Genomic DNA, 19,998 nt, shown 5'->3' with positions numbered 1-19,998 from the left:
GCCCAATGCGATGACCGTGATGATCGATGTCGAGAATGCAGAGAAGACCTTCACCATGCATCTGCAGGGCGGCATATCGCTGCCCGTGGTGCGCGGCGTGTCGTTCCAGGTCAAGGCCGGCGAATGCGTCGTGTTGTCGGGACCGTCGGGTGCCGGCAAGTCGTCGATCCTGAAGATGATCTTCGGCAACTACCGTTGCGATGGCGGACGCATCGGCGTCCGGCACCTCGGCGAGATGACCGATCTCGCCGGCGCCGAGCCGCGCCTTGTCCTCCATGCGAGGCGGCAGACCATCGGTTATGTCAGTCAGTTCCTGCGCGCGGTGCCGCGCGTCCCTGCGCTCGATGTCGTTGCCGAGCCGCTGCTCGCGGCCGGCCTGCCGCGCGACGATGCGAGGGTGCGGGCGGGGGGACTGCTGCGGCGGCTGAACATTCCCGAGCGGCTGTGGTCGCTGCCGCCATCGACCTTCTCGGGCGGCGAGCAGCAGCGGGTCAACATCGCTCGCGGCTTCATCTCCGATGTCCCGGTGCTGCTGCTCGATGAGCCGACCGCGTCGCTCGATGCGGCGAACCGTGCGGTCGTGGTCGACCTGATTGCGGCGAAGAAGAAGGACGGGGTGGCGATGCTCGCGATCGTGCATGATGACGATATCCGTGCGCAGATTGCGGATCGCATGGTCGACGTCATGACATTCGCCGCGGCGGCGTAAAGGGACAAATTGCAGATGAGCGCGAACATGTCCGATCTCGTGATAGGCAATGCCAGGCTGGTCCTCGCCGACCGGGTCGTCGAGCAGGGCTGGGTGGCGATCGCCGGAGGCCGGATCGCGGAACTGGGCGAGGGGGCGGCGCCGGCCGGCAGCCTGGATGCCGGCGGCGACCTGCTGATGCCCGGGTTGGTCGAACTGCACACCGATCACCTCGAGGCGCATTTCGTGCCCCGCCCCAAGGTCTATTGGGATCCCGTTGCTGCGGTCATTTCCTATGACGGGCAACTTGCGACCGCGGGCATCACGACGGTGCTGGATTCGCTGCGGGTGTGGAGCGAGGAGGGCGCCGAGGGCGTCGACGGCCAGGCCAATGTGCTCGCGGAAGCGATCGCGACGGCGCGCGACGGCGGGCTGCTGCGGTCCGATCACTTCCTGCATCTGCGCTGCGAGGTGCCGATGCCGACCGTGGTCGAGGAGGCGCGGCAACTGGCGGGGCGTCCGGATGTGCGGCTGATGTCGCTGATGGATCATACGCCCGGGCAGCGCCAGTTTCGCGACGAAGGCAAGCTGCGCGACTACTATCGCGGCAAGAGCGGCGGCAAGACCGATGCGGAGCTCGACGTGATGTTCGCACGCCGCTTCGCCTATCAGCAGGCCTATGCGGCGCCGAACATGCGCGACATCGTTGCACTGGCGAAGACCCATGACGTGCCCCTGGCCAGTCACGATGACACGACGGAGGAGAACGTCGCCGATGCAATCAAGGACGGCATCGCAGTCGCGGAGTTTCCAACCACGATGGAAGCCGCGCGGGGCCTTCACCAGGCGGGCATCAGCATTCTGATGGGCGCTCCGAACGTGGTGCGCGGCGGGTCTCACTCCGGCAATATCGCCGCCGTGGACCTGGCGCACGAGGGCCTGCTCGACATTCTGTCGTCGGACTACGTCCCGTCGAGCCTGCTGATGGGCGCGCTGCAATTGCCGCAGCGGGTGCCGTCCATCGGTCTTGCGGCGGCCGTCCGCACCGTCACCAAGGCCCCTGCGGACGCCGTCGGCCTGCATGATCGCGGCGAGATCGCGGTGGGCAAGCGTGCGGACCTGATCCGCGTCCATGTCGCGGGCCAGTTGTCGGTCGTGCGCAGCGTCTGGCGGGAAGGACAGCGGGTGGCATGAGCGAAACCGAGGTTGCATCGGCGAAGACGCCCGCGAAGCTCGGTCCCGGCCGCCTGATCCTGGTGGTCGGGCCGAGCGGCGCGGGCAAGGACACCTTGCTCAATGTGGCGCGCCGCGAATGCGCTGGCGACGACCGGATCGTTTTTCCGCGGCGGATCGTCACGCGCGAGGCCTCGGCTTTCGAGGATAATCTCGAGATGAGCGCGTCCGCTTTTCGTGAGGCGCTCAGCGCCGGTGAGTTCGCGCTGCATTGGGAGGCCCACGGACACGACTACGGCGTGCCGCGCGCGATCAAGAATGACATCCTGGCCGGCCGCATCGTGGTCGTGAACGTCTCGCGAACGATCATTCCCGCCGCGCGCCGGGACTATGCCGACGTCATCGTCGTCGCCATCACTGCGCCGGCGGATGTTCTCGCCGAACGGCTCGGCAAGCGGCACCGTCCGAGTGACGGCGATATCGGTGAGCGTCTTCACCGGGCGGTGAGCGAAGACACCGCGGCGGACGTCACGATCGTCAATGTCGGCGATCCCGAGCCGCACGGTCACAGGCTGGCGGACATCATCAAGCGACCGATCGACGCAGAACCGATCGGATCCGAGGGAGGAAGCGGCCATGTCGATCATCACCACGATTGAGCAGCTCGAGGCGATCTATGGCGAGACGGGGCTGGCATCGACGGCGAAGGTGGCTGATCGCGTGACGCCGCACTACCGGATCATGATCGAGAAGTCGCCTTTCGTGGCGCTGGCGACGTGTGGTCCCGAAGGTCTCGACTGTTCGCCGCGCGGCGATCTTCCCGGCTTCATCCGCATCCATGACGACAAGACGCTGATGATGCCGGATCGCCGCGGCAACAATCGCGTGGATTCCTTGCGCAACGTCGTGCGCGATCCGCGGATCGCGCTGCTGTTCCTGATTCCGGGATCTGGCAACACGCTGCGTGTGAACGGGCACGGTCACCTGTCGACCGCTCCCGATCTGTTGGAGTCGTTCCGGATGGAAGGCAAGCTGCCGCGCTCCGTCCTGGTCATGACGGTGGAAGAGATCTACTTCCAATGTGCGCGCGCGATCGTTCGTGCCGATCTCTGGAACCCGGACAAGCGGGTCGACCCGCAGCAACTGCCTACGCCGGGACAGATCCTTGCGGCGATGACGGCCAACGACATCGACGGCGCGGCGTACGATCGCGAGTGGCCCGAGCGTGCGCGGAAATCGATGTGGTGAATTCGGAGCGCGGCTCTTCAAAAAAGGGGAGGCCGCGCTCCTAAAGATCAGGCTGCGACATCGAGCAGGCGTGAGGATCCCCTGACGAGCACCTTGCGGCCGGCCATTGTGAGTGTTGCCGCGCCATTGTCGATGGAGGCGAGTCCAAATGCAGTGAGCTCGTCGACAATCATGCCGTTCAGCCTGCGGCGTTCACGCGCGGGAATGCGAAGCGCCTTCAGCGTCTCCCATTGGTCCGGCGTGAGTTCGTGTTCGAATTCCGCGTTCATGCTGCCTCGAATGTTGACGTCCGGCACTCGTCTTAGAAAGTCCGCGTGACGAAGATGCGACCTTCATGCATCCGTACTGATACGGTCCACGTCATTACGCTCGAACCCGCCCGCGATTAATTCAAATTTGAATGATCGCGAATGTGGTGCTGCATTGCAGCTCGCCGTGTTGGTAGCGGTGAACGATCGTCCGTCGTTAACAGATAATTAAGCCATGTGGGCAGCGCACAACGGTAACGCCGCTGTCACATCGGTGTGTCAAACGGCGCCATCGTCCTGCTCGAATCGGCCGGCGCATGTTTGAAGCGAAACACGTTGAATGGCTGACCTGACCGACGTTCCGCCGCTGCGATCGAACCGCAGAATCTGGTTGCGCAGTCTGGGCGGACTGGCCTTGAGCCTCTCGATTGCAGCTGCGGCCGTGTATGTCCTGGCACGCGCCGTCAAGAAGCTCGACCTTGCTCATGTTCTGTCGATCGTCGAGGCCACGGACCTTCATCTGATCGCGATGGCGCTGGCGTTCATCGTCCTCTCCTACGCCAGCCTCACGCTCTACGACCTGTTCGCGTTGCGGACGATCGGCCGCCGGGACATTCCCTATCGCGCCGCCGCGCTCGGCAGCTTCACGAGCTACCCGATCGCGCACGGCATCGGTGCGGTCGCGCTGGTCTCGCCGCTGGTGCGATATCGGATCTACGCGCCGTACCGGCTCGGTGCGATCGACATTGCCAATATCAGCTTCCTGACCGGCCTGACCTTCTGGCTCGGAAATCTCACCGCGCTCGGCCTGAGCTTGATGATCGATCCGGATGCCTTCGGATGGATGGAATATTGGCCGCCGGCGATCAACCGTCTCGTTGCCGCGGCACTGCTTTGCGCCGTTGCCGCCTTCGTCGTGTGGAGCTGGCCCGGGCGGCGAAGTGCGCGCTGGCCCGTTCGACTGCCGTCCGGGCCCGCCGTGCTGCTGCAGATCGTGGTCGGCCTGTTCGAGCTCAGCGCCGCGGCGCTGGCAATGTACGTCCTCATGCCGCCGGAACTCGGCATCGACCTCGCGCGGCTGATGGCGGTCTTCATTGCCGCGACCTTGCTTGGATTTGCCAGCCATGCCCCAGCCGGCATCGGCCTGTTCGACGCAACGATCCTGCTGGGCCTGGGCGGCGTTGACCAGGAGCGCCTGCTGGCGGCGCTGCTGATCTTCCGCGCGCTCTATCACCTGTTGCCGTTTGTGCTCGCCCTGGTCGTGTTCGGCAGCGTCGAGCTGTCGCGCTCCTGCCGGAGGTCGTCGATGGTGTCAGACCGGCGAGTTCAGCTTCAACCCGATCATGCCGGTGATGATCAGCGTGAGGCAGATCAGCCGTGTCGGGTCCGCCGGCTCGCTGTAGAGGATCATGCCGGCGAGGATGCTCCCGGCCGCGCCGATCCCGGTCCATACCGCATAGGCGGTGCCAAACGGCAGTGAGCGCAGCGCGAGCGACATCATCGCGAAGCTGAGCAGAATGGCGATCACGGTGGCGACGCTGGGCCAGAAGCGCGTCAGGCCGTCGGAATGCTTCAGGCCAAGCGCCCAGATGATCTCGAGAGCTCCGGCCGCGAACAGAGCTAGCCAGCCGTTCATGAGGGCCGCGCGCCCAACGGTGTAACATCGCCCACAGATCCGAGGCGGGCCTCGCGAAGCCGCGGATCGCTTGCACCGAGCAGTCCGGCCATTTCGTCATCTCCGCGCCGGTCGAACCTGCCGTCCATCTGCATGGTTTGCGCGACGCGCATATGACAAGCTGGGCGCGCGTCGGGTCTATCTCTCCTCCATCATCGTGAATACGAATCCTGTCAGCGTTGCGCCGACAGCAAAGGACAGCGTCAATACACCGACGAAGATCACGAGCGTCGCGTGCGGATCGACACTGTGGGCGATCAGGGTCGAGATGCCGAACGCATCCAGTTGGGTCAGCCCGAAGGCGAAGCCGAGCCCCATGGCGATGCCCATCAAGGTGTGGCAGGCCAGCTCGATCAGCATGGCCGGATTGACTACTGCGCTGCGTCGTTTGGGCGGCATGGGCTCGGACTCCACGCTATGGCCGATGAACGCTGGAACGGTGAACGTTGTTCCTGTGCCGGCTGGCAAAGCCGATTGCCAAACCGAGCCGACAGCGGCTACGGATGACCGAGGTTCGGTCGCGGAAAAACAAAGCTCGAACGGCCCGCAAGGGGGGCCGGCGCGCGGCCGAGCGGCGCAGCGTCGCGCGATCCGACAGGGAGGATAACCCATGACGAACGCCATTCGTTTCCACAAGACCGGCGGTCCCGAGGTTCTCGCTTGGGAGCAGATCGAGGTCGGCAAGCCCGGCCCCGGCGAGGCGCGTATCCGCCACACGGCGGTCGGGCTCAACTTCATCGACATCTACAATCGTTCCGGGCTCTATCCGGTCCAGCTTCCGAGCGGACTGGGCAGCGAGGGCGCGGGTGTGATCGAGGAACTGGGCGAAGGGGTGACGGACCTGAAGGTGGGCGACCGGGTCGCCTACGGCTCGTCGCCGCTCGGCGCCTATTCAGAGGCGCGGCTGATGCCGGCCGCGCTGCTGTTGAAACTGCCCGACGAGATCGACGACAAGACCGCCGCTGCCATGATGCTCAAGGGCCTGACCGCCCAGTACCTGATCCGGCAGACCTACCGCGTCAAGGCGGGCGAGACCATCCTGCTGCATGCCGCCGCCGGCGGCGTCGGCCTCATCCTCAGCCAGTGGGCCAAGCATCTCGGCGTTCACGTCATCGGCACCGTATCCAGCGATGACAAGGCGCAGCTGGCCAAGGCCCACGGCTGCGAGCACACCATCATCTATACGCGGGAGGACTTCGTCGCGCGCGTCGGCGAGATCACCGGCGGCAAGAAGGTGCCCGTGGTCTATGATTCCGTCGGCAAGGACACGTTCCTGAAATCGCTCGATTGCCTCGCGCCGCTCGGCTACGCGGTGCTGTTCGGCCAGTCCTCCGGCACGGTCGATCCGCTCAATCTCGGGCTGCTCGCCCAGAAGGGATCGCTATTCGTGACCCGGCCGACGCTGTTCACCTACGCCGCCAAGCGCGAGAGTCTGGTCGCGATGGCCAACGAGCTGTTCGACGTGGTCAAATCTGGCGCGGTAAAGATCGAGGTCAACCAGACCTATCCGCTCAAGGAGGCGGCCCGGGCTCACGCCGATCTCGCGGCACGCAAGACGACCGGCTCGACGGTCTTTCTGGTCTGATCTGGCGCGTCCTCCGGTCGCGAGATCCCGATAGGGCCGGCGCAGCCGGGTCAAACCCGCTCGTGCTTGCGCAGGTCGCGGAGGTGATCGGACCGGGCGGCCTGCAGGTCGGCGTCCCGCCCATCGATCTCGGGCAGGGCGGCTTCGGACATGATATCGGCCGTGACGTCCGCAACCGACCGGTCGACGATCTCGTGGATGAAGCTGACGTTCGAATATTCCCCCGACGCGATGCGCGCAACGACGTCGCGCCGGGTCATCTCGGGATCGACCACGGCCTCGCGTCCGCGCCGGCCGTAGTCGATCATCACGACGAAATACTGCATGGAGCGCCGGTTCGCCTTCGGCTGACTGTGATCGCTCCATTATTTCTTTAAATCAGAATTTTGTCAAGGCTGATTCGGTCCATCCTCGCCTCACCGACTCCATCCCCAGCCTGCGCGGCCATGACCACACCGGAATCAGCCGCAGAAATAGTCCAGGCGATGTGACGTGGCGTGCGGAAGCATGTTCCCGCACGCCATGAAGACCGCGTCATCGCCCATCACTGCACGTTGAACGTCGCGCCGGGACATTCGGTGGTCACGCTGATCGGGATCGCCTGCGCCGCCGCCGCGGTCGGCTTCGGCTTCGCAACCACCTTCCAGCGGCCGGGCTTGTTCAGCCAATATCTGTGCCTCGATGTCGCAATGCGGCGCTCGGTATAGGTCGTGCCCTTCCAGATCAAAGGGCCCTTCGGCTTCGGTGCCGCGACCTCATGCCACGGTCCGAACTCGCCGAAGTCCATGAACCACAGATGCCATTCGAGCTTCTGATATTCATGATGGGACGCGACCACCTCGACGATGGGGCGACCGTTCAGCCACGACACCTCGTCCTCGAGTGGCTTGATCTGCTGGCAACGGGTATGCAACGGCTCCTGAACGCGAAGCAGATCGTCTCGCTGGCTTTGCGTGAGCATCGCCGAGGTGACGGGCAGTCCCACGTTCGGATCATCGGCCGGATATGAGCAGATCGGCACCGTCGGCGGCCCCTGGCCCGTCCAGGGATTGTTGCTGCAATAGACTCGCCTCGTCACCGACGAAATGCCGGTGGTTGCCGTTTCCTCCGCCTTTCCGGTTTCCCGGTCCCAGACACCGCTGAACGTCGTCTTTTGATTCGGCGGACAGGCCACGGTCTTGTGGGCCGTCCACCAGTGCGAAACCTCGAATTCATAGTACGAGTAGCGCGGCTCTGGATACAGCACGGCTCTGACGCTGGTCAGCGCGTGGTGCGCTTCGCACGCCGTTCCATAGGTATCCAGCCAGCACACGAGGTGGAAGTTTTCGTTCGGCCAGCATCCCGCACGCGCCGACGACGTGAAGCCGAGTGCGGCGATCACCAAGGTAAAGGCAAGAAGATATCTCCGCATGGCGTTTCCCATGATGGCGTTTCCCCCATGTCCTGCCTGTGCAGCCACAGGTTGAAGATGAGTTTGCTCCGGCGCGGCGCCTGGTCGTTGATCGGGATCAATCCGCTTGCGCGACGTCGTCAACGCCGGCCGGACGTCGGCGATGACGCGATGGCACAGCGGGTCCGCTCGCTGGCGGCCCGTGGATCGTCGGGGCGGGTCACCGCTTGGAGCCGAGATAGCGGAAGACCAGCCTGTCCCACCGCCGCCTCCGAATGCCGACTGCTACGTCCATCGCGATGAGCTGCGGGTCGAGGACTGATCCGGGCGCCGGGCGCGGCTGGTGGCAAGGCGTCACGCCCGTCGGGCGAATCAGGGTCGATGCGCCCGCACGATGGTCCGTTCATGGCCTTCGATCGCCTGCAGACGACGTGTGCGGAAACGCTTGTTTTGGGCGAGGCTTCAACGCATTGCCCCGGTCTGGCCCGCCGGGCCGAAAGATTCTTCTTTCTCTTTTTCAGAATTCATGATTGTCTACGCGCATCCCGCCTCATGGAGAGGGGCGTATCGCGGTCGTCACGACACGTGGAGGCGGGGAGTGATGGGCGAGCCGGTTTGCAGCGTGGTCATTCGCGCCGACGAACAACACCGGCTCGTACGGTCAAGTCGCGTGGTCCTGATACCCCGATGCCGGTATCAAGCCTGCGCCGGCGCTGACAGCGCCGCGTGGGTGACGGTGACCAACAAGCCCGGCGCACCGGGGAGAACGCGAAGCAGCCGTGAAAACCATCGCGCAGGGAGGGCCGGATCGTTCCGGCTGGACCTGTGGTACCTGCCGCCTGCGTTTTTTGAGCAGGCGGGCCACGGGCCTCAGTCGAGGTCCGGCCTTCCCTGCACCCTCTCGTTTGAAGAGGGTGAGACCACTGTATCACTCGGACGCCTGGGCGCCGCGAGGCTAAGGACGCACATCCCCATATGTCGCTCAGAATTGTTGATCACGACGGCGCCACAGGCGCGGGGCCTACCCTCCCTTGGAGGCGGGATGCAGGGAGAACGCCGCGGCGTTCCCCCTGCATCCGGCGTCGAGTCTTACTTGTTCGCCGCGCGGGCGCGCGACTTGGCGGCCGCCTTGGCGCGGATCCGCGAGATCTGGCCGCGTGGCAGGGTGACGAAGATCTCGCCGATCCAGTCCAGCTTGACCCCCACGATCGGCTTGGCGTTGAAGCTCTTCAGATTGACCACGGACGGCGATTTGCCGCGTTCAATCGTCTTCAGGTAGCGCTCGCCGGACTTGAGGCGTACCACCGCCTCCTCGCCGTAGAAGCTCGACAGCGGGTGCCGCTGCTCGCGGTAGACCACGATCACGTCGCCATTCTCGTATTTCGGCAGCATCGAATCGCCCGTGACCTCGAAGGCGATGGTCTCCTCGGAGATCGGGAAGGGCAGGGCGACCTCGCCGAGGCCCTCGACGGGCACCTGCTCGTAATCCGGCTCGATCACCGAGCCGGCGCCGACCCGCCCCATGATGGGGACGGAATTGAGCTCCAGATATTCCGTGATGAGCGGAATCTCGGCCGCCTTGATCAGGCGCTGGCCGCCGAGGATCTCGGAGACCGCGCCCGGCCGCACGCCCATGGCGCGGGCCAACCCTCCTTTCGTCTTTCCCGGCTTCTCGAGTGCACGCTCGATCATGGCAACGTCCAACATGGCTTTGACCTCTTTTGCGAATCTCGGAAGGGATTATATGTTTCGAATAATCAGAACTCAAGCTTGACTTTTTCTTCGGAATATCGGAAGATTTGGCCGTCGGGTGAGCCGGCGGATCCGGCGGCCCCGACCCAGAAGGAAGAGGCGAGAATGCAATCCACAGATTGGCCAGACCAGCATTCCAAGATGCTGTGCGAGCTTCATGCCCAGGGGCGGTCCTATGCCGAGATCGCGCGCGCCCTCAATGCGCAGTTCGGAACCGCCTATACGCGGAACGCGACGCTTGGCCGCGGCAAGCGGATCGGGCTGGCCGCGCCGGGCGGGCCGAAAGCCGCGCGATCCGCGCCCCGGTCGATGTCCGCGGCGCCCCGAACCGGACGGCGAGGCGCCGACGCGGCGGTGCGGCCGATGCCGTCCCCGGCGAAGCCCGCCGCGGCCGTCAAGCTGCGTTGCGTCGGCATCAGCCCGCGCCTGCTGTCCCTGGACCAGCTCAAGCGCAACGATTGCCGCTATCCCTATGGCGGCGACCGGGACGACGATCCCATCACCTTTTGTGGCCATCCGCGCCAGCCCGGCTCCTGCTACTGCACGCCGCATTACCATCTCACGCGGCTTCCGCCCGAGGAGGCCGCCGTGCGTCCCGCCGGCCCCTTGATCCTGCGGCTGGTCGCGGCCGCGTAGAGCGCGGCAAACCCGACCCGAACCGACCCCATCCAATTTCCGGAGACGAGACATGGCGCGCCCCAGACGCAGCAAGCCCCATCGCATGTCCAAGACCCACGACCGCAGAGCTCACGACCTGCCGCGAAATGCAGACGTGATTCCCGTGGAGATCGACGATCCGCTGGCGCTCGAGCCCGGCGATAAGATCGTCGCGTTGCGATCGGTCCGCAGCGACCCGCTCGGCCGGCTGCACGCGCACAAGCAGCTGGATGACGCCCAATACCGGGCCGGACGGGCGTTCCAGAACGATTGGGAGCGGGCCGAGCGAGGCCCGCAGGCGGTCGATCCCTCGCGCGAGCACGTTGACGGCGCCCGCGGGCGTGAGCCGGTCACCGAAGGCCAGAGGCAGGCGGTGCTGCGGCTCAACCGCGCCGAGCGCGAGCTCGGCGCCGACGGCGCGGCGATCACCCATGACGTCCTGGTGCACGGCCTGACCATGGAGCAGGTCGGACACAAGCGGGGGCTCGCCAGCCAGCGCTGGAATGATTATTTTGCCCGGCGCTTCAAGGAGTGCCTGGACCGGCTGGCCGTGGTCTACGGGTTGTCCACCGACAGGGTCTCCAGGAAATGCGATGGGGCCGTGCGATCGGGCCATCGGGGCGAGAGCTAACGGCCGGTACGACCGGCACTCGTTCCGTCGTCGACGGGTACGAGCGCCGGTCGGACAATCGTTTTCCCTCAGGGATGCGGCGTCACGACATAAGTGGTGCTGTAGGGCTCGACGCGCAGCGAGGCATGCGACAGCAGACCGATCTTGGCCGAAGGTGCCATCTGCAGCTCGCCGTTCGGGCCGCGATGAACGTTGTACTGCCAGGCTGAGAGGTCGCCTTTCTGCGCCAATGCGCGCGCAACGGCGCTGGCATCGTTCCCGCCGATCGTTGCCAGCTCTTCGCTATTGAGACCGATGACGATCTCGTCCTTGACGGTCACCACCTTGAACAGCGAGGTCGCGCTGTCCCCGGCGCTCGCCATCGAAGCGGTGAGCGCCAGCGCGGCGACGGCGCTGAAGAATGGGCGTGTCAGTCTGGAAGGCATGAGAACTCCTGTTGCCGACGGCATGATGGACGGCGTCGGTGTGCAGCCATTGGTTCCCGACGGGGGGCCGTCGGTTCGAAGAAATCGATGCGGCGGTGGGCTGAACCAGGGGGCGTGACGTCGCGTCTAAGCACGATTGCGGAATGCGTACGTGCCGCCGGACGGCCGGGGTGGTCCCTGAGTTGACACAGGTCAAGCTGCACGCCCGGGCATGTTGTATTTGGGAACGAGTGAAGTGAAGGGTGATGCCATGTTCAGCGGGAAATATCGATCTCCTTCGGCCGGTGGAAAAATCGCGATTGCGGCCGTCGCGGCCATCGCCGTGGTGGCAAGCGCGCCGGCGTCAGCTCATGAGCGGGCGGCGGGTCCGGCCAACAAGCCGGTGGTCGCGACGGCGACAGCCGGCGATTTGACCGATCTCAGCGCTCGTCGGCGCTATCGCCGCGTCTACAGGGGCAATCCAGCCGCCGGCTTGGCCATCATGGGTGCAATGATCGGCACCATCGGCGCAATCGCCGCGCATCAGCACGACGACTATTATTACTATGGGCCCGGCTATTATCCCGGACCCGGCTATTACGGGCCGCCACGGGTGTACTACGCACCGCGGCCATATTATGTTCGTCCGTACTACGGGCCGCCCGGTTACTACTACAGTCCGTACTGACGTGACGCGGCGCTCCGTCCATGTTGTGGTGTCGGCTCAGAAGCCGCCGGCGCTGAAACGGAGCGGCTGCACGACGTCGTGCGCCGCCTTGCTGATCGGGACCGCGTAGTCGACGGTAAGCGGTCCGAACGGTGATGCCCAGGTCATGCCGACGCCGACCGAGGAGCGCAGCACGTTCCTGTTCGCCACCTGGACATTCTGGGTCGGGCCGCGATAGCCGAACACGGTTCCGGCGTCGACGAAGGCCGATGCACGCAGGCCGTATTCCTGCGGCAATCCGGGAATGTTGCCCTGCAGCTCCGCCGTGGTCGCCCAAAACAGGCTGCCGCCGACATTGTCCATCGTCGATCCTGGCGTCAGATCGCGCGGCCCAAAGCCGCCCGGCGCGAAGCCGCGCACCATGGTGGGACCGCCGAAGAAGCTGTTGAGCAGCGGCGCCTGCTGGCCGCCCCATCCGGTGATATAGCCGCCTTGCGCGCGCACCATGCCGGTCAGGTCGCTGTTGATCGACCGATAATAGCGGACGTCGCCCGTGGTCCGTAAGAAGCGAACGTCGCCGCCGAGACCGGCGAGATCCTGCGTCAACTGCGAACGAATGCCGCTGGTCGGCACCTTGTTGTTGTCGAGCGAGCTGTAGGTGACGGTATTGCCGAGCGAGGACACCGTCTGCCGTCCGGCTGCGACCGCCTGGCGAACCGGCAGGGACACCGCCGCCGGCGAGATCCCCGGCGCGAGCACCACCCTTTGGTCGTAGAGCGAATAGCGCCACAGCATGGCAGTCTGCTCGCTGACCGGCATGCCCAGGGTGAGGGCACCGCCATAGGTGTTGCTGCCGAACGATTGGAATGTGCTGACCATGCTCTGTCGCGCGAACAGCTCCATGCCGGGTGTCGTTCGGCCGAGGGCGTAGGGCGAGGTGAGGGACAGGCTGGCGCCTCGCGCGAACTGGCCGTAGGTGAAAGTGGCCTGCGCAGTGTTGCCGGTGCCGAGTACGTTGCGGTCACCGATCTTCATCTCGGCGAGCAATCCGTCCGTGGACGAATAGCCGCCGGAGACGTTGAAGTCCCCGGTGGCCTGATCGACTGCCTCGACATCCAGCACCACGCGATCCCTGGCCGAGCCCGGCCGCGTCGAGATCTTGACGGTCTTGAAGTAGTTGAGGTTGCGCAGGCGACGTTCGGCGCGGTCGATCAGCGTCCTGTTGTAGGCGTCGCCTTCGCTGACGTCGAACTCGCGTCGAATCACGTCGTCATGCGTGCGCGTGTTGCCGTGGATCTCGATGCGCTCGACATAGCTGCGCCGTCCCTGCTCGATCTGGAAGGTGACGTCGGCCTGCCGATCCTGCGCATGCCGATCGATCCTGGGCTCGACCTGCGCAAACGGAAAGCCGAGCTTGCCAAGTTCGGCCGCCAGGACGTCCGAGGTCTTGTCGATCTTGCTCTGGTCGAATGTGTCGCCCTGCTGCGTCAGCAACAATGTGCGCAGGCGGTCGCAGGCCAGCCCCTGCACGTTGCAGGAGACGTCGACTGCGGCGAATTTATAGAGTCCGCCTTCCTCGATCGCAAAGGTGAGGTTGTAGCCGCCATTTGCCGCGTCATAGTCGACGCTCACGTTCGTGACCTCGGCATCGGCGTAGCCGTGGTCACGGTAATATCGCCGCAGCAGCTCGCGGTCCTCGTTGACGCGATCTGCGTCGTAGACGTTGCCGCCGGTCACGAAGCTCAGCACGTTGGTGGCCGAGGTCTTGATCACCGCGTGCAATTGTCGGGCGCCATAGGCGCGGTTGCCCGTGAAGTTGATCGCCCTGACCGGCGTCTTCCTGCCTTCGGTGATGGTGAAGACGAGATCGACGCGGTCGTTGCCGCGATCGATGATCTCCGGGACGACGCGGACGTCGTCGCGTCCCGCACGATGATACGCCTGGATGATGCGGGCGACGTCGCCCTGGACAGTTGCGCGTTGCAGGCCGGCTCGCGGCTTTGATAGCACCGCGCCCGTAAGCTCCGCATCCTTCACCTTCTTGTTACCTTCGAAGGCGACGCGATCGAGCACTTTTGCTTCCGAGACGCGGACCACGGTCCGTCCGTCGGCGCGGCTGATCTTCACGTCGTCGAACAGTCCGCTCGCAACCAGCGCCTTCAAGCCGGCGTCGAGCGCGGCGGCGTCGTAGCGCCCGTTGGCGTCAGCGCGAAAATAGGATCGCACGGTGTCGGCATCGACGCGCCGATTGCCCTGTACTGCAAGGGCTTCGCCCGCCACCGCCGGCGGCGCGGACGTCAGCACCGACAGCGTCGCAACGATCAATGCGACGTGTCGCGATCTGCTGTCTCCGCGGTGACGGCTGTTTTGGGTCAACATGCGCGCATCTGCCTGCTCGTCATGCCGGGATGCAAAAGCCGGTGGGCGGCCAAATCATGTCGAGGCCGTGGAGACTCGGGGGCCTGCGATCACGCCTGCGAAGGGTGGCCAGCAGGGAACTGGGCGCGGCCGCAGAATCGACGCAGAGTCGATTCAAACGACGTGCAGCATCGTCCTCATCCGTACGCGCCAGCAGATGCTGATGCGGCGAACGTTTGTCGGGAGCAGACCATGCGCGCGATCGCCTTGGCCCTCATCGCTTGCACTTTCGTTCAATCAGCCCTTGCTGCTGCGGTCGTCCCAGAGATCGACCCACGCGCGTCGCTCGGTGTCGTCCAGAATTGGATCTACAACTATCGCACCAAACCCGACTACGCCCATGTGCCGGCGGCGGTCCGGGTGCTGTTTCATTCGCAGACGTTCAAGGAGCCGGAGAACGCGGGCATCTATCTCGGCTTCATCGCGGGGGCGATCGGCTCCAATCCCGCCAAGGCCGAACAACTCGTCAACAGCTTCTTTCCCGTGCCTCCCGAGGAGGAGTGGGTGGTCGTGCGTGCCATCGCTTATTCGGGTCTGCCGGATTGGCGCAATCTCATGCGCAGGGTCGCGCCGAAGATGCCGGGCCGCCGCGTGATGATCGACGGCTATCTGAGCGGCGCACAGCCGACCTTGATGGACATCCCCTTGGAGGAAACGAAGCCTGGCGTGATGGACAAGCTGCGTGGCGCATTGACGCAGAATCCGTTCAAGAAGGAGGAGCGCAAGCTCGACACGCGGCTCAGCTACGCGACCCACCAGGATCTGCTCGACATCCTCTGGGGTTATTACTTCGCAACCGGCTCGCGCGTACCGATCCAGCGCATCGTGCAGATGCTGCCGTGGTCGAAGAGCCGCGACACGGTCGACAAGCTGACGATCGGCAGCATGGCGCGCTATACGCTTGCCAGCTATTCGGTGCGCGATGCCAGCCTGCGCGACTATCTCCGGGAGGAGCTGGCGCGGCAGTCGGGACCGGTCAAGGAGCCGCTCAGGGAGGTGGTTGAGGCCGCCGATACGGTGCAGCTCGGCGCCGTCCGCAAGGATGCCGTCGCCGCCGTCGAGGAGCTGAAGACCAGGGGCTCTGACGCCCGGCGCAACATGGATTTCTGGGGACAGCTCGGCGTCGGCGCCCTTGCGCTCGGTTGTGTCTCGGCCGCCGCGCTGGGGCAGGTCGCCGTCGGCATCCCTTGCGTGATCGGCGGCTCGGCCTCCCAGGGCCTGCTCTCGTTCTGGGAGAAGCAGCAATAGGCCCTCGGTGGCGCAGCGGCGGCGTTCGTTGGCGGCCGAGGGAAGGGGAGAGCCGGTGGAGTGGACCGGCGGGGCGTCTAGCCCTCAAGGTGCTCTTGCTGCGGAAGCGGCCCGATCGCGTGCCCGATATGCACACTCAAGAGTTGTTCGGCTTTTCGTTTCCTCTACGAAAAGTAGAAAAAGCAGTCAGCGCGCAGTCACTGCCGGCACGCCTATGAAGAAATCAGGACAGGCTGGCTTTCACTGCAGCCGGATAAACCGGCTCGCGGTGAACCTCCGCGCCAGATTCGTCGACGACGACGATGGACAGCCTGCGGTCGGTGATGCGCGGGTCGTGCCGGAGGCGCCGGGCCAAATCCCGGCTGTGCTCGATCGCCCCTGCACTCGTCGCAAATTCCAGGCCGGTCCGGTCTCTGGTCGGAATGCCATCCTTCATATCGAAATAATAAGTGCGCATGGTCTTCCTGCAGCCGCTGTGTCGCGGGAGTGGGCACGGATCCCGAGCGAGATCCGCAACCCATTCTTCCCCCCAAGCAAACTATAGAAGACCTCTAATGTGGAGGACAAGCTTACCGCTGCCGTAATCCCCCCGCCTCGTTCGGTAAACGACCGTTTCCACTGGTATCGTCAGCCAGAAACTGCCAGAAGGCTCAAATTGCGACGCCGAAATCAACCAACCGGTCAGTTCGGCTTGCTGCAAGAGTTGTTCGCTGGCATACTTTCAACCTCGTCGGGTTCCGCACGGTCGATTTCCAGGCGGGCCATCCTGAGGATCAGGGTCGCAGTCGTCAGACCGAGACTTTCAGCCTCGATTGCTGCAGTATCTACCTTGCGTGCAAGGCCTTCACGTTTGCTAAGGACTGGCATTACTGTTTCCTGCCAAAGGTGCGAGATGAAGAATTCAACATTCATCGCGGAGCTGCACACGAAGCTCGGAGCCCCATCGAGCGAAGCCTTGGAAAGCCTTCGTCTGCTGAAGGCATTCCTGAAGCTGGCTCCGGGCCAGCGCATCGAGGTGATCGAGATGGTCGAGCGGTTGACCGCGGAGTCCCTTTCGGAGACCGATCGCCCTCTGTCCTGAGCTCATCCCTCCCGACTACCCGCAATGGTTGCGGGAGGTCGCGTCGCAATCGCATAGATTGCATCATCCAGCGCTTCCGATTCGTGCAGCGTCCCGGCCGGCAGCAGAATCTTGTCGCCGGCCGTGCAGATGCGCTCGCCGCCTTCCCAACGAAACGTGAGTCGTCCCTGGATCACGACGAGGATTTCGTCGACGGGGTGGGTATGGAAGGCGTGAACCTTGCCGGCCGCATCGTGCTGCAGCTCGATGCAGCCCTGCGTCGGCAACAGCGCCAGGATGTCGGGATCGATCGCGAAGCTGGTCTTCGTTCCAGCGATGATCTGGGTCATGCGGCCTGCTCCTTGTCTGCAATGGACGATGGCTTGGTCTGCGCCAGCTTGTGGAAGGGACAGGCCGGCGGCGGCTGGTTGTCGTCGTAGAGGAAGTACTGTTTGAACTCCCGGCCCTCCGGATTGCCGTAGCGTCCGAGCTGGGGCGAAGGCGCCGTCGTGTCGAACGGGACCAGCCGTTTGCGCACCTCGCCGAAGGCCTTGGCGGCCGCCTCCTCCGTGCCGAGCATCCGTTCGAACACCCAGCGCGGCTGGAAGGTCAGCATGAATGCGCTCGAGCGGCGGCTTTGCCGCATCACATGCGCGGGCGTGCTGCAGACGACGAAGATCGGCTCACCGGCAAACGAAAACTCCCACATCGGATGATCGACGGTCTCGGGAATTTCGGCGGGCCACGGCTGGCTGTCGACGCGCGCCAGCTGATCGAGGATGTGCCAGAACTTCTTGTAGTAAGAGTTGATGGTCTGGACCGGGCGCGGGCGCGTGAACAGCACCAGCGAGGTGTTGGGTCCGTGCGAGCGGCTCTCCGAGACGAACAAGGCGAGCTGCTGGCCGAGCACGTCGATGTCGATGGGGTCGAGAAACAGATAACGAAGCTGATCGTGACGATAGCCCGCGACGCCGAATACGCACGGAAAGGGTCTTGCTTCGCTGCTCATCTGAGCCTCGAATTCCGAAAACAGGACACTTTGCCAGGTGCCGGCCTGATGGCCGGATCGGGCTTCGTCCCTTCTCAAATACAAACGCGACATACTGACCCTCTCTGTTCTTATGCTTAAGTACGAAGTATCAATTTGCGCCTCATCATCAGCGGCCCAAGGAGTCCAGGAAGCGACATCAGAACGAGAATTTCGATCAGGGCTGCGTAGCCGGAATCGCTGGCGGCACTGCGCAGGCTTGATCCGATGTCGGGGTTGAGGCCGCTCGCACTCACCATGGCAAAGGCGATCACCGGCTGAGCCAGTCCGGCAAAAATGCCGGCGGCCGTCGTATTGATCGATGCGCCGACGCCGATGCGCTCCGCCGTGTAGAGATGCTTGGTGCTTTTCAGGATCAGCGGCACGGTGCCCCCGGCCACCAGACCGAGCACGGCGAACACCGCGCCGACATAGAAGAAGCCGAAGCTGTGCGCCAGTGCCGGCAACAGCATCACGACGAGCAGCATGCGCAGCAAGGTGATGGAGATCAGAGCTGCATTGAGCGACTGCATCCGGTCCGCGGCATGGCCGAGAAAGACCGATCCGATGGCGTTGCCGACCATGAAAGCGAGCAGGGGACCGCCGGCCGCCGAAGGCGAGATGCTGAAATAATGCGCGACCATCGGGATGCCCCATACCCCGGCGAGCGTGGTCACGACCGCGAAATGGGCAGCGAAGCTCATGGCGCAGCCCCAGGTCGCGGCCGATCCGAGCGCATGCCAGCTTGTGACCAGGACGCTCTTCAGCGTCCGGCTGGTGTAGTTCGCCGGTGCCGATTTCAAGGTCGCGAACGCGCAGGCAAAGTTCGCGACGCCGACGCAGGCGATGAAGAGAAAGCAGGCGCGCCAGCCGAAGCCGCTGACCGCAGCGGCGAGCGGGGTCGTGGCGAGGACGCCGCCGACATAGCCCGACACCTGGGAGATGCCGGACATCAAGCCGAAACGCTGGTCGGAAAAGCTCTGCGCGACGAGCTTCAGCAGCGCCGTGAACACCAGCGCGTCGCCGCAGGCCACGACCACGCGCGCGACGAAGACGTCGAGCAGGGTGGGCGACAGGGCGAAGGCGGCACTGCCGAGCACCGACGCCGTCATGCTGCACAGCACGACGCGCTTCACACCGTAGCGGTCGACCAGAACGCCCGCGGGGATCTGCATCAAGGTGTAGCCCCAGAAGTAGCTGGAGGCGAGCATCGCGACGCCGGAGGCGTCGGTGCCGAAGTCGCGCATGAAGTCGAGGCCCACGGTCTGCGGCGACATCCGCTGCAGGAAGGCGACGGCGTAGGCGAGCGCGACCGTACCCCACGCAACATAGGCGCGATCGAGGAACCGGAGCGGAGAGGATGCGACCGCTTGTTGTCCGAGCGCCGCCATCACACCCTCGCATAGCCGACGGAGAACAGGGCGTCGGCGGAATCCGGGATGATCCGCGACATCGCGGTCTCAACCAGCGAGGCCCTGCCGTGATAGTCCTGCCTGATGTGCTGGATGTGTCCGTAGGCGCCGCGCATGATCATGCGGGGCACCTCGAGCGGTTTGCCCGGATAGATCGTCGCGCACATCTCGACGCAGGCGGCCTGCAACTCGGCATCCGCCGTCTCATCGAGCAGCGACGGCGCGACTCTCTCGCAGATCTTGGCGTTGGCAGCCCACACGATCGGGTTGCGCGTACGCCATCCGTAAAGAATTTCTTCGCCGGGTGTGGCCGAGCCGGGATGCTTGAGGATCTGCGACGTAAAGAACCCATACAGGCCACGACCCTGATGTGCGGGTAATACTTCGGTCCCACTGCGATAAATGGCCGGCCGCTGCGCGATGGTCATCACGCGATAGACCGAGAACGCGACCAGTCCGACGTGATCGTAGACCAGAACGAGGCCGTATTTGCCGGTGAATGGCGACGAGGCCGCGGTCCAATGCGGTTCGATTGCTTTCCAGTTAATTGCAATGATCGAATTCATTGCATCCATGATCGGCTGCCGATCAGGCAGCTCGATCTCCGACGCGTCGGAAAAGCTGTAGACGGTGTAGTCGTCCCAGGGCGAGGCGATGGTCCTGTATCGACCGTCCAAATTGCGCGACATCGCGTGAACTCCACCACTGCAAGGTC

The 19,998-nt window shown here is 64.5% G+C and carries 24 protein-coding genes; 10 read left to right on the top strand and 14 right to left on the bottom strand.

Going from position 1 to position 19,998, the window contains the following annotated elements:
- Window positions 1-10: 10 nt before the first annotated feature.
- Genes phnL through QX094_RS02765 form a run of 4 tightly spaced genes read left to right on the top strand, consistent with a single transcriptional unit; the run spans window position 11 to window position 3,109 of the window.
- A complete protein-coding gene (gene phnL, locus QX094_RS02780) occupies window positions 11-709 on the top strand; it encodes a phosphonate C-P lyase system protein PhnL (RefSeq protein ID WP_316166106.1) in 699 nt (232 codons plus the stop codon).
- Window positions 710-724: 15 nt separating this feature from the next.
- Window positions 725-1,882, top strand: coding sequence for an alpha-D-ribose 1-methylphosphonate 5-triphosphate diphosphatase (locus QX094_RS02775; protein WP_316166107.1), 1,158 nt, complete (start codon window positions 725-727; stop codon window positions 1,880-1,882).
- Entirely contained in the window at window positions 1,879-2,520 is a 642-nt protein-coding gene (gene phnN / locus QX094_RS02770) for a phosphonate metabolism protein/1,5-bisphosphokinase (PRPP-forming) PhnN (RefSeq protein WP_315825147.1), read from the top strand. The genes QX094_RS02775 and phnN overlap by 4 nt, the downstream gene beginning before the upstream one ends.
- Window positions 2,498-3,109, top strand: coding sequence for a pyridoxamine 5'-phosphate oxidase family protein (locus QX094_RS02765; protein ID WP_315713014.1), 612 nt, complete (start codon window positions 2,498-2,500; stop codon window positions 3,107-3,109). The genes phnN and QX094_RS02765 overlap by 23 nt, the downstream gene beginning before the upstream one ends.
- A gap of 47 nt (window positions 3,110-3,156) precedes the next feature.
- Here the strand turns inward: QX094_RS02765 and QX094_RS02760 are convergent, their stop codons facing one another.
- From QX094_RS02760 to QX094_RS02750, 3 genes are all read right to left on the bottom strand, one after another.
- Window positions 3,157-3,378, bottom strand: coding sequence for a hypothetical protein (locus QX094_RS02760; protein WP_315713638.1), 222 nt, complete (start codon window positions 3,376-3,378; stop codon window positions 3,157-3,159).
- Window positions 3,379-4,669: 1,291 nt separating this feature from the next.
- A complete protein-coding gene (locus QX094_RS02755; protein WP_315713012.1) occupies window positions 4,670-4,993 on the bottom strand; it encodes a multidrug efflux SMR transporter in 324 nt (107 codons plus the stop codon).
- Between the two features lie 177 nt (window positions 4,994-5,170).
- Window positions 5,171-5,431, bottom strand: a complete 261-nt coding sequence (locus tag QX094_RS02750; protein WP_315825146.1) for a hypothetical protein — start codon at window positions 5,429-5,431, stop codon at window positions 5,171-5,173.
- A gap of 211 nt (window positions 5,432-5,642) precedes the next feature.
- On the opposite strand from QX094_RS02750, the gene QX094_RS02745 reads away from it, so the two are divergent.
- A complete protein-coding gene (locus QX094_RS02745; protein WP_315752890.1) occupies window positions 5,643-6,617 on the top strand; it encodes a quinone oxidoreductase in 975 nt (324 codons plus the stop codon).
- A 50-nt stretch (window positions 6,618-6,667) separates the two neighbouring features.
- Here the strand turns inward: QX094_RS02745 and QX094_RS02740 are convergent, their stop codons facing one another.
- The 3 genes from QX094_RS02740 to QX094_RS02730 form a co-directional block, all read right to left on the bottom strand.
- Window positions 6,668-6,943: a hypothetical protein gene (locus tag QX094_RS02740; RefSeq protein WP_315713008.1), complete on the bottom strand. Its 276-nt coding sequence runs from the start codon at window positions 6,941-6,943 to the stop codon at window positions 6,668-6,670.
- 218 nt (window positions 6,944-7,161) lie between these two features.
- Window positions 7,162-8,151, bottom strand: a complete 990-nt coding sequence (locus QX094_RS02735) for a hypothetical protein (RefSeq protein ID WP_316166108.1) — start codon at window positions 8,149-8,151, stop codon at window positions 7,162-7,164.
- 945 nt (window positions 8,152-9,096) lie between these two features.
- On the bottom strand, window positions 9,097-9,714 hold the full coding sequence (locus QX094_RS02730; RefSeq protein ID WP_315713004.1) for a helix-turn-helix transcriptional regulator: 618 nt from the start codon (window positions 9,712-9,714) through the stop codon (window positions 9,097-9,099).
- A 150-nt stretch (window positions 9,715-9,864) separates the two neighbouring features.
- Between QX094_RS02730 and QX094_RS02725 the strand changes: the two genes are divergently transcribed.
- Both QX094_RS02725 and QX094_RS02720 read left to right on the top strand, forming a co-directional pair.
- A complete protein-coding gene (locus tag QX094_RS02725; RefSeq protein WP_316183872.1) occupies window positions 9,865-10,395 on the top strand; it encodes a GcrA family cell cycle regulator in 531 nt (176 codons plus the stop codon).
- 52 nt (window positions 10,396-10,447) lie between these two features.
- Window positions 10,448-11,047: a DUF6456 domain-containing protein gene (locus QX094_RS02720; RefSeq protein ID WP_316166110.1), complete on the top strand. Its 600-nt coding sequence runs from the start codon at window positions 10,448-10,450 to the stop codon at window positions 11,045-11,047.
- 68 nt (window positions 11,048-11,115) lie between these two features.
- On the opposite strand, the gene QX094_RS02715 is transcribed toward QX094_RS02720, so the two are convergent.
- The gene (locus tag QX094_RS02715) at window positions 11,116-11,472 is read right to left on the bottom strand and encodes a hypothetical protein (RefSeq protein ID WP_316166111.1); all 357 of its coding nucleotides are present in this window, start codon (window positions 11,470-11,472) and stop codon (window positions 11,116-11,118) included.
- A 250-nt stretch (window positions 11,473-11,722) separates the two neighbouring features.
- Between QX094_RS02715 and QX094_RS02710 the strand changes: the two genes are divergently transcribed.
- On the top strand, window positions 11,723-12,139 hold the full coding sequence (locus QX094_RS02710) for a hypothetical protein (RefSeq protein ID WP_316166112.1): 417 nt from the start codon (window positions 11,723-11,725) through the stop codon (window positions 12,137-12,139).
- Window positions 12,140-12,175: 36 nt separating this feature from the next.
- Here QX094_RS02710 and bamA read toward each other — a convergent pair whose 3' ends face one another.
- A complete protein-coding gene (gene bamA, locus QX094_RS02705; RefSeq protein ID WP_316187638.1) occupies window positions 12,176-14,497 on the bottom strand; it encodes an outer membrane protein assembly factor BamA in 2,322 nt (773 codons plus the stop codon).
- A gap of 231 nt (window positions 14,498-14,728) precedes the next feature.
- Here bamA and QX094_RS02700 point away from each other — a divergent pair, with 231 nt between their 5' ends.
- Window positions 14,729-15,784 (top strand): hypothetical protein, encoded by a 1,056-nt coding sequence (locus QX094_RS02700; protein WP_315825140.1) that lies wholly within the window; start codon window positions 14,729-14,731, stop codon window positions 15,782-15,784.
- A gap of 223 nt (window positions 15,785-16,007) precedes the next feature.
- Here QX094_RS02700 and QX094_RS02695 read toward each other — a convergent pair whose 3' ends face one another.
- Together QX094_RS02695 and QX094_RS02690 are read right to left on the bottom strand one after the other, a co-directional pair.
- On the bottom strand, window positions 16,008-16,241 hold the full coding sequence (locus QX094_RS02695) for a DUF6894 family protein (RefSeq protein WP_315712992.1): 234 nt from the start codon (window positions 16,239-16,241) through the stop codon (window positions 16,008-16,010).
- Between the two features lie 224 nt (window positions 16,242-16,465).
- Window positions 16,466-16,696 (bottom strand): hypothetical protein, encoded by a 231-nt coding sequence (locus QX094_RS02690; RefSeq protein ID WP_315712990.1) that lies wholly within the window; start codon window positions 16,694-16,696, stop codon window positions 16,466-16,468.
- On the opposite strand from QX094_RS02690, the gene QX094_RS02685 reads away from it, so the two are divergent.
- The gene (locus tag QX094_RS02685) at window positions 16,677-16,865 is read left to right on the top strand and encodes a hypothetical protein (protein ID WP_315753481.1); all 189 of its coding nucleotides are present in this window, start codon (window positions 16,677-16,679) and stop codon (window positions 16,863-16,865) included. The genes QX094_RS02690 and QX094_RS02685 overlap by 20 nt on opposite strands.
- Window positions 16,866-16,867: 2 nt before the next feature.
- Here QX094_RS02685 and QX094_RS02680 read toward each other — a convergent pair whose 3' ends face one another.
- From QX094_RS02680 to QX094_RS02665, 4 genes are all read right to left on the bottom strand, one after another.
- Complete coding sequence (locus QX094_RS02680; RefSeq protein ID WP_315753483.1) at window positions 16,868-17,194, bottom strand: cupin domain-containing protein; 327 nt, start codon at window positions 17,192-17,194, stop codon at window positions 16,868-16,870.
- A complete protein-coding gene (locus tag QX094_RS02675; protein ID WP_409977957.1) occupies window positions 17,191-17,853 on the bottom strand; it encodes a YqcI/YcgG family protein in 663 nt (220 codons plus the stop codon). Before QX094_RS02675 ends, QX094_RS02680 begins: the two co-directional genes overlap by 4 nt.
- A 116-nt stretch (window positions 17,854-17,969) precedes the next feature.
- Window positions 17,970-19,262 (bottom strand): MFS transporter, encoded by a 1,293-nt coding sequence (locus QX094_RS02670; protein WP_316169737.1) that lies wholly within the window; start codon window positions 19,260-19,262, stop codon window positions 17,970-17,972.
- Window positions 19,262-19,972 (bottom strand): hypothetical protein, encoded by a 711-nt coding sequence (locus QX094_RS02665; RefSeq protein ID WP_316169736.1) that lies wholly within the window; start codon window positions 19,970-19,972, stop codon window positions 19,262-19,264. The genes QX094_RS02670 and QX094_RS02665 overlap by 1 nt, the downstream gene beginning before the upstream one ends.
- Between the last annotated feature and the right edge of the window lie 26 nt (window positions 19,973-19,998).

Source organism: Bradyrhizobium sp. SZCCHNS1050 (assembly GCF_032484785.1).
Classification (GTDB): Bacteria; Pseudomonadota; Alphaproteobacteria; order Rhizobiales; family Xanthobacteraceae; genus Bradyrhizobium.
Note: the sequence above shows the minus strand (reverse complement) of the source record. Positions and strands in the feature narration are given on the sequence as shown.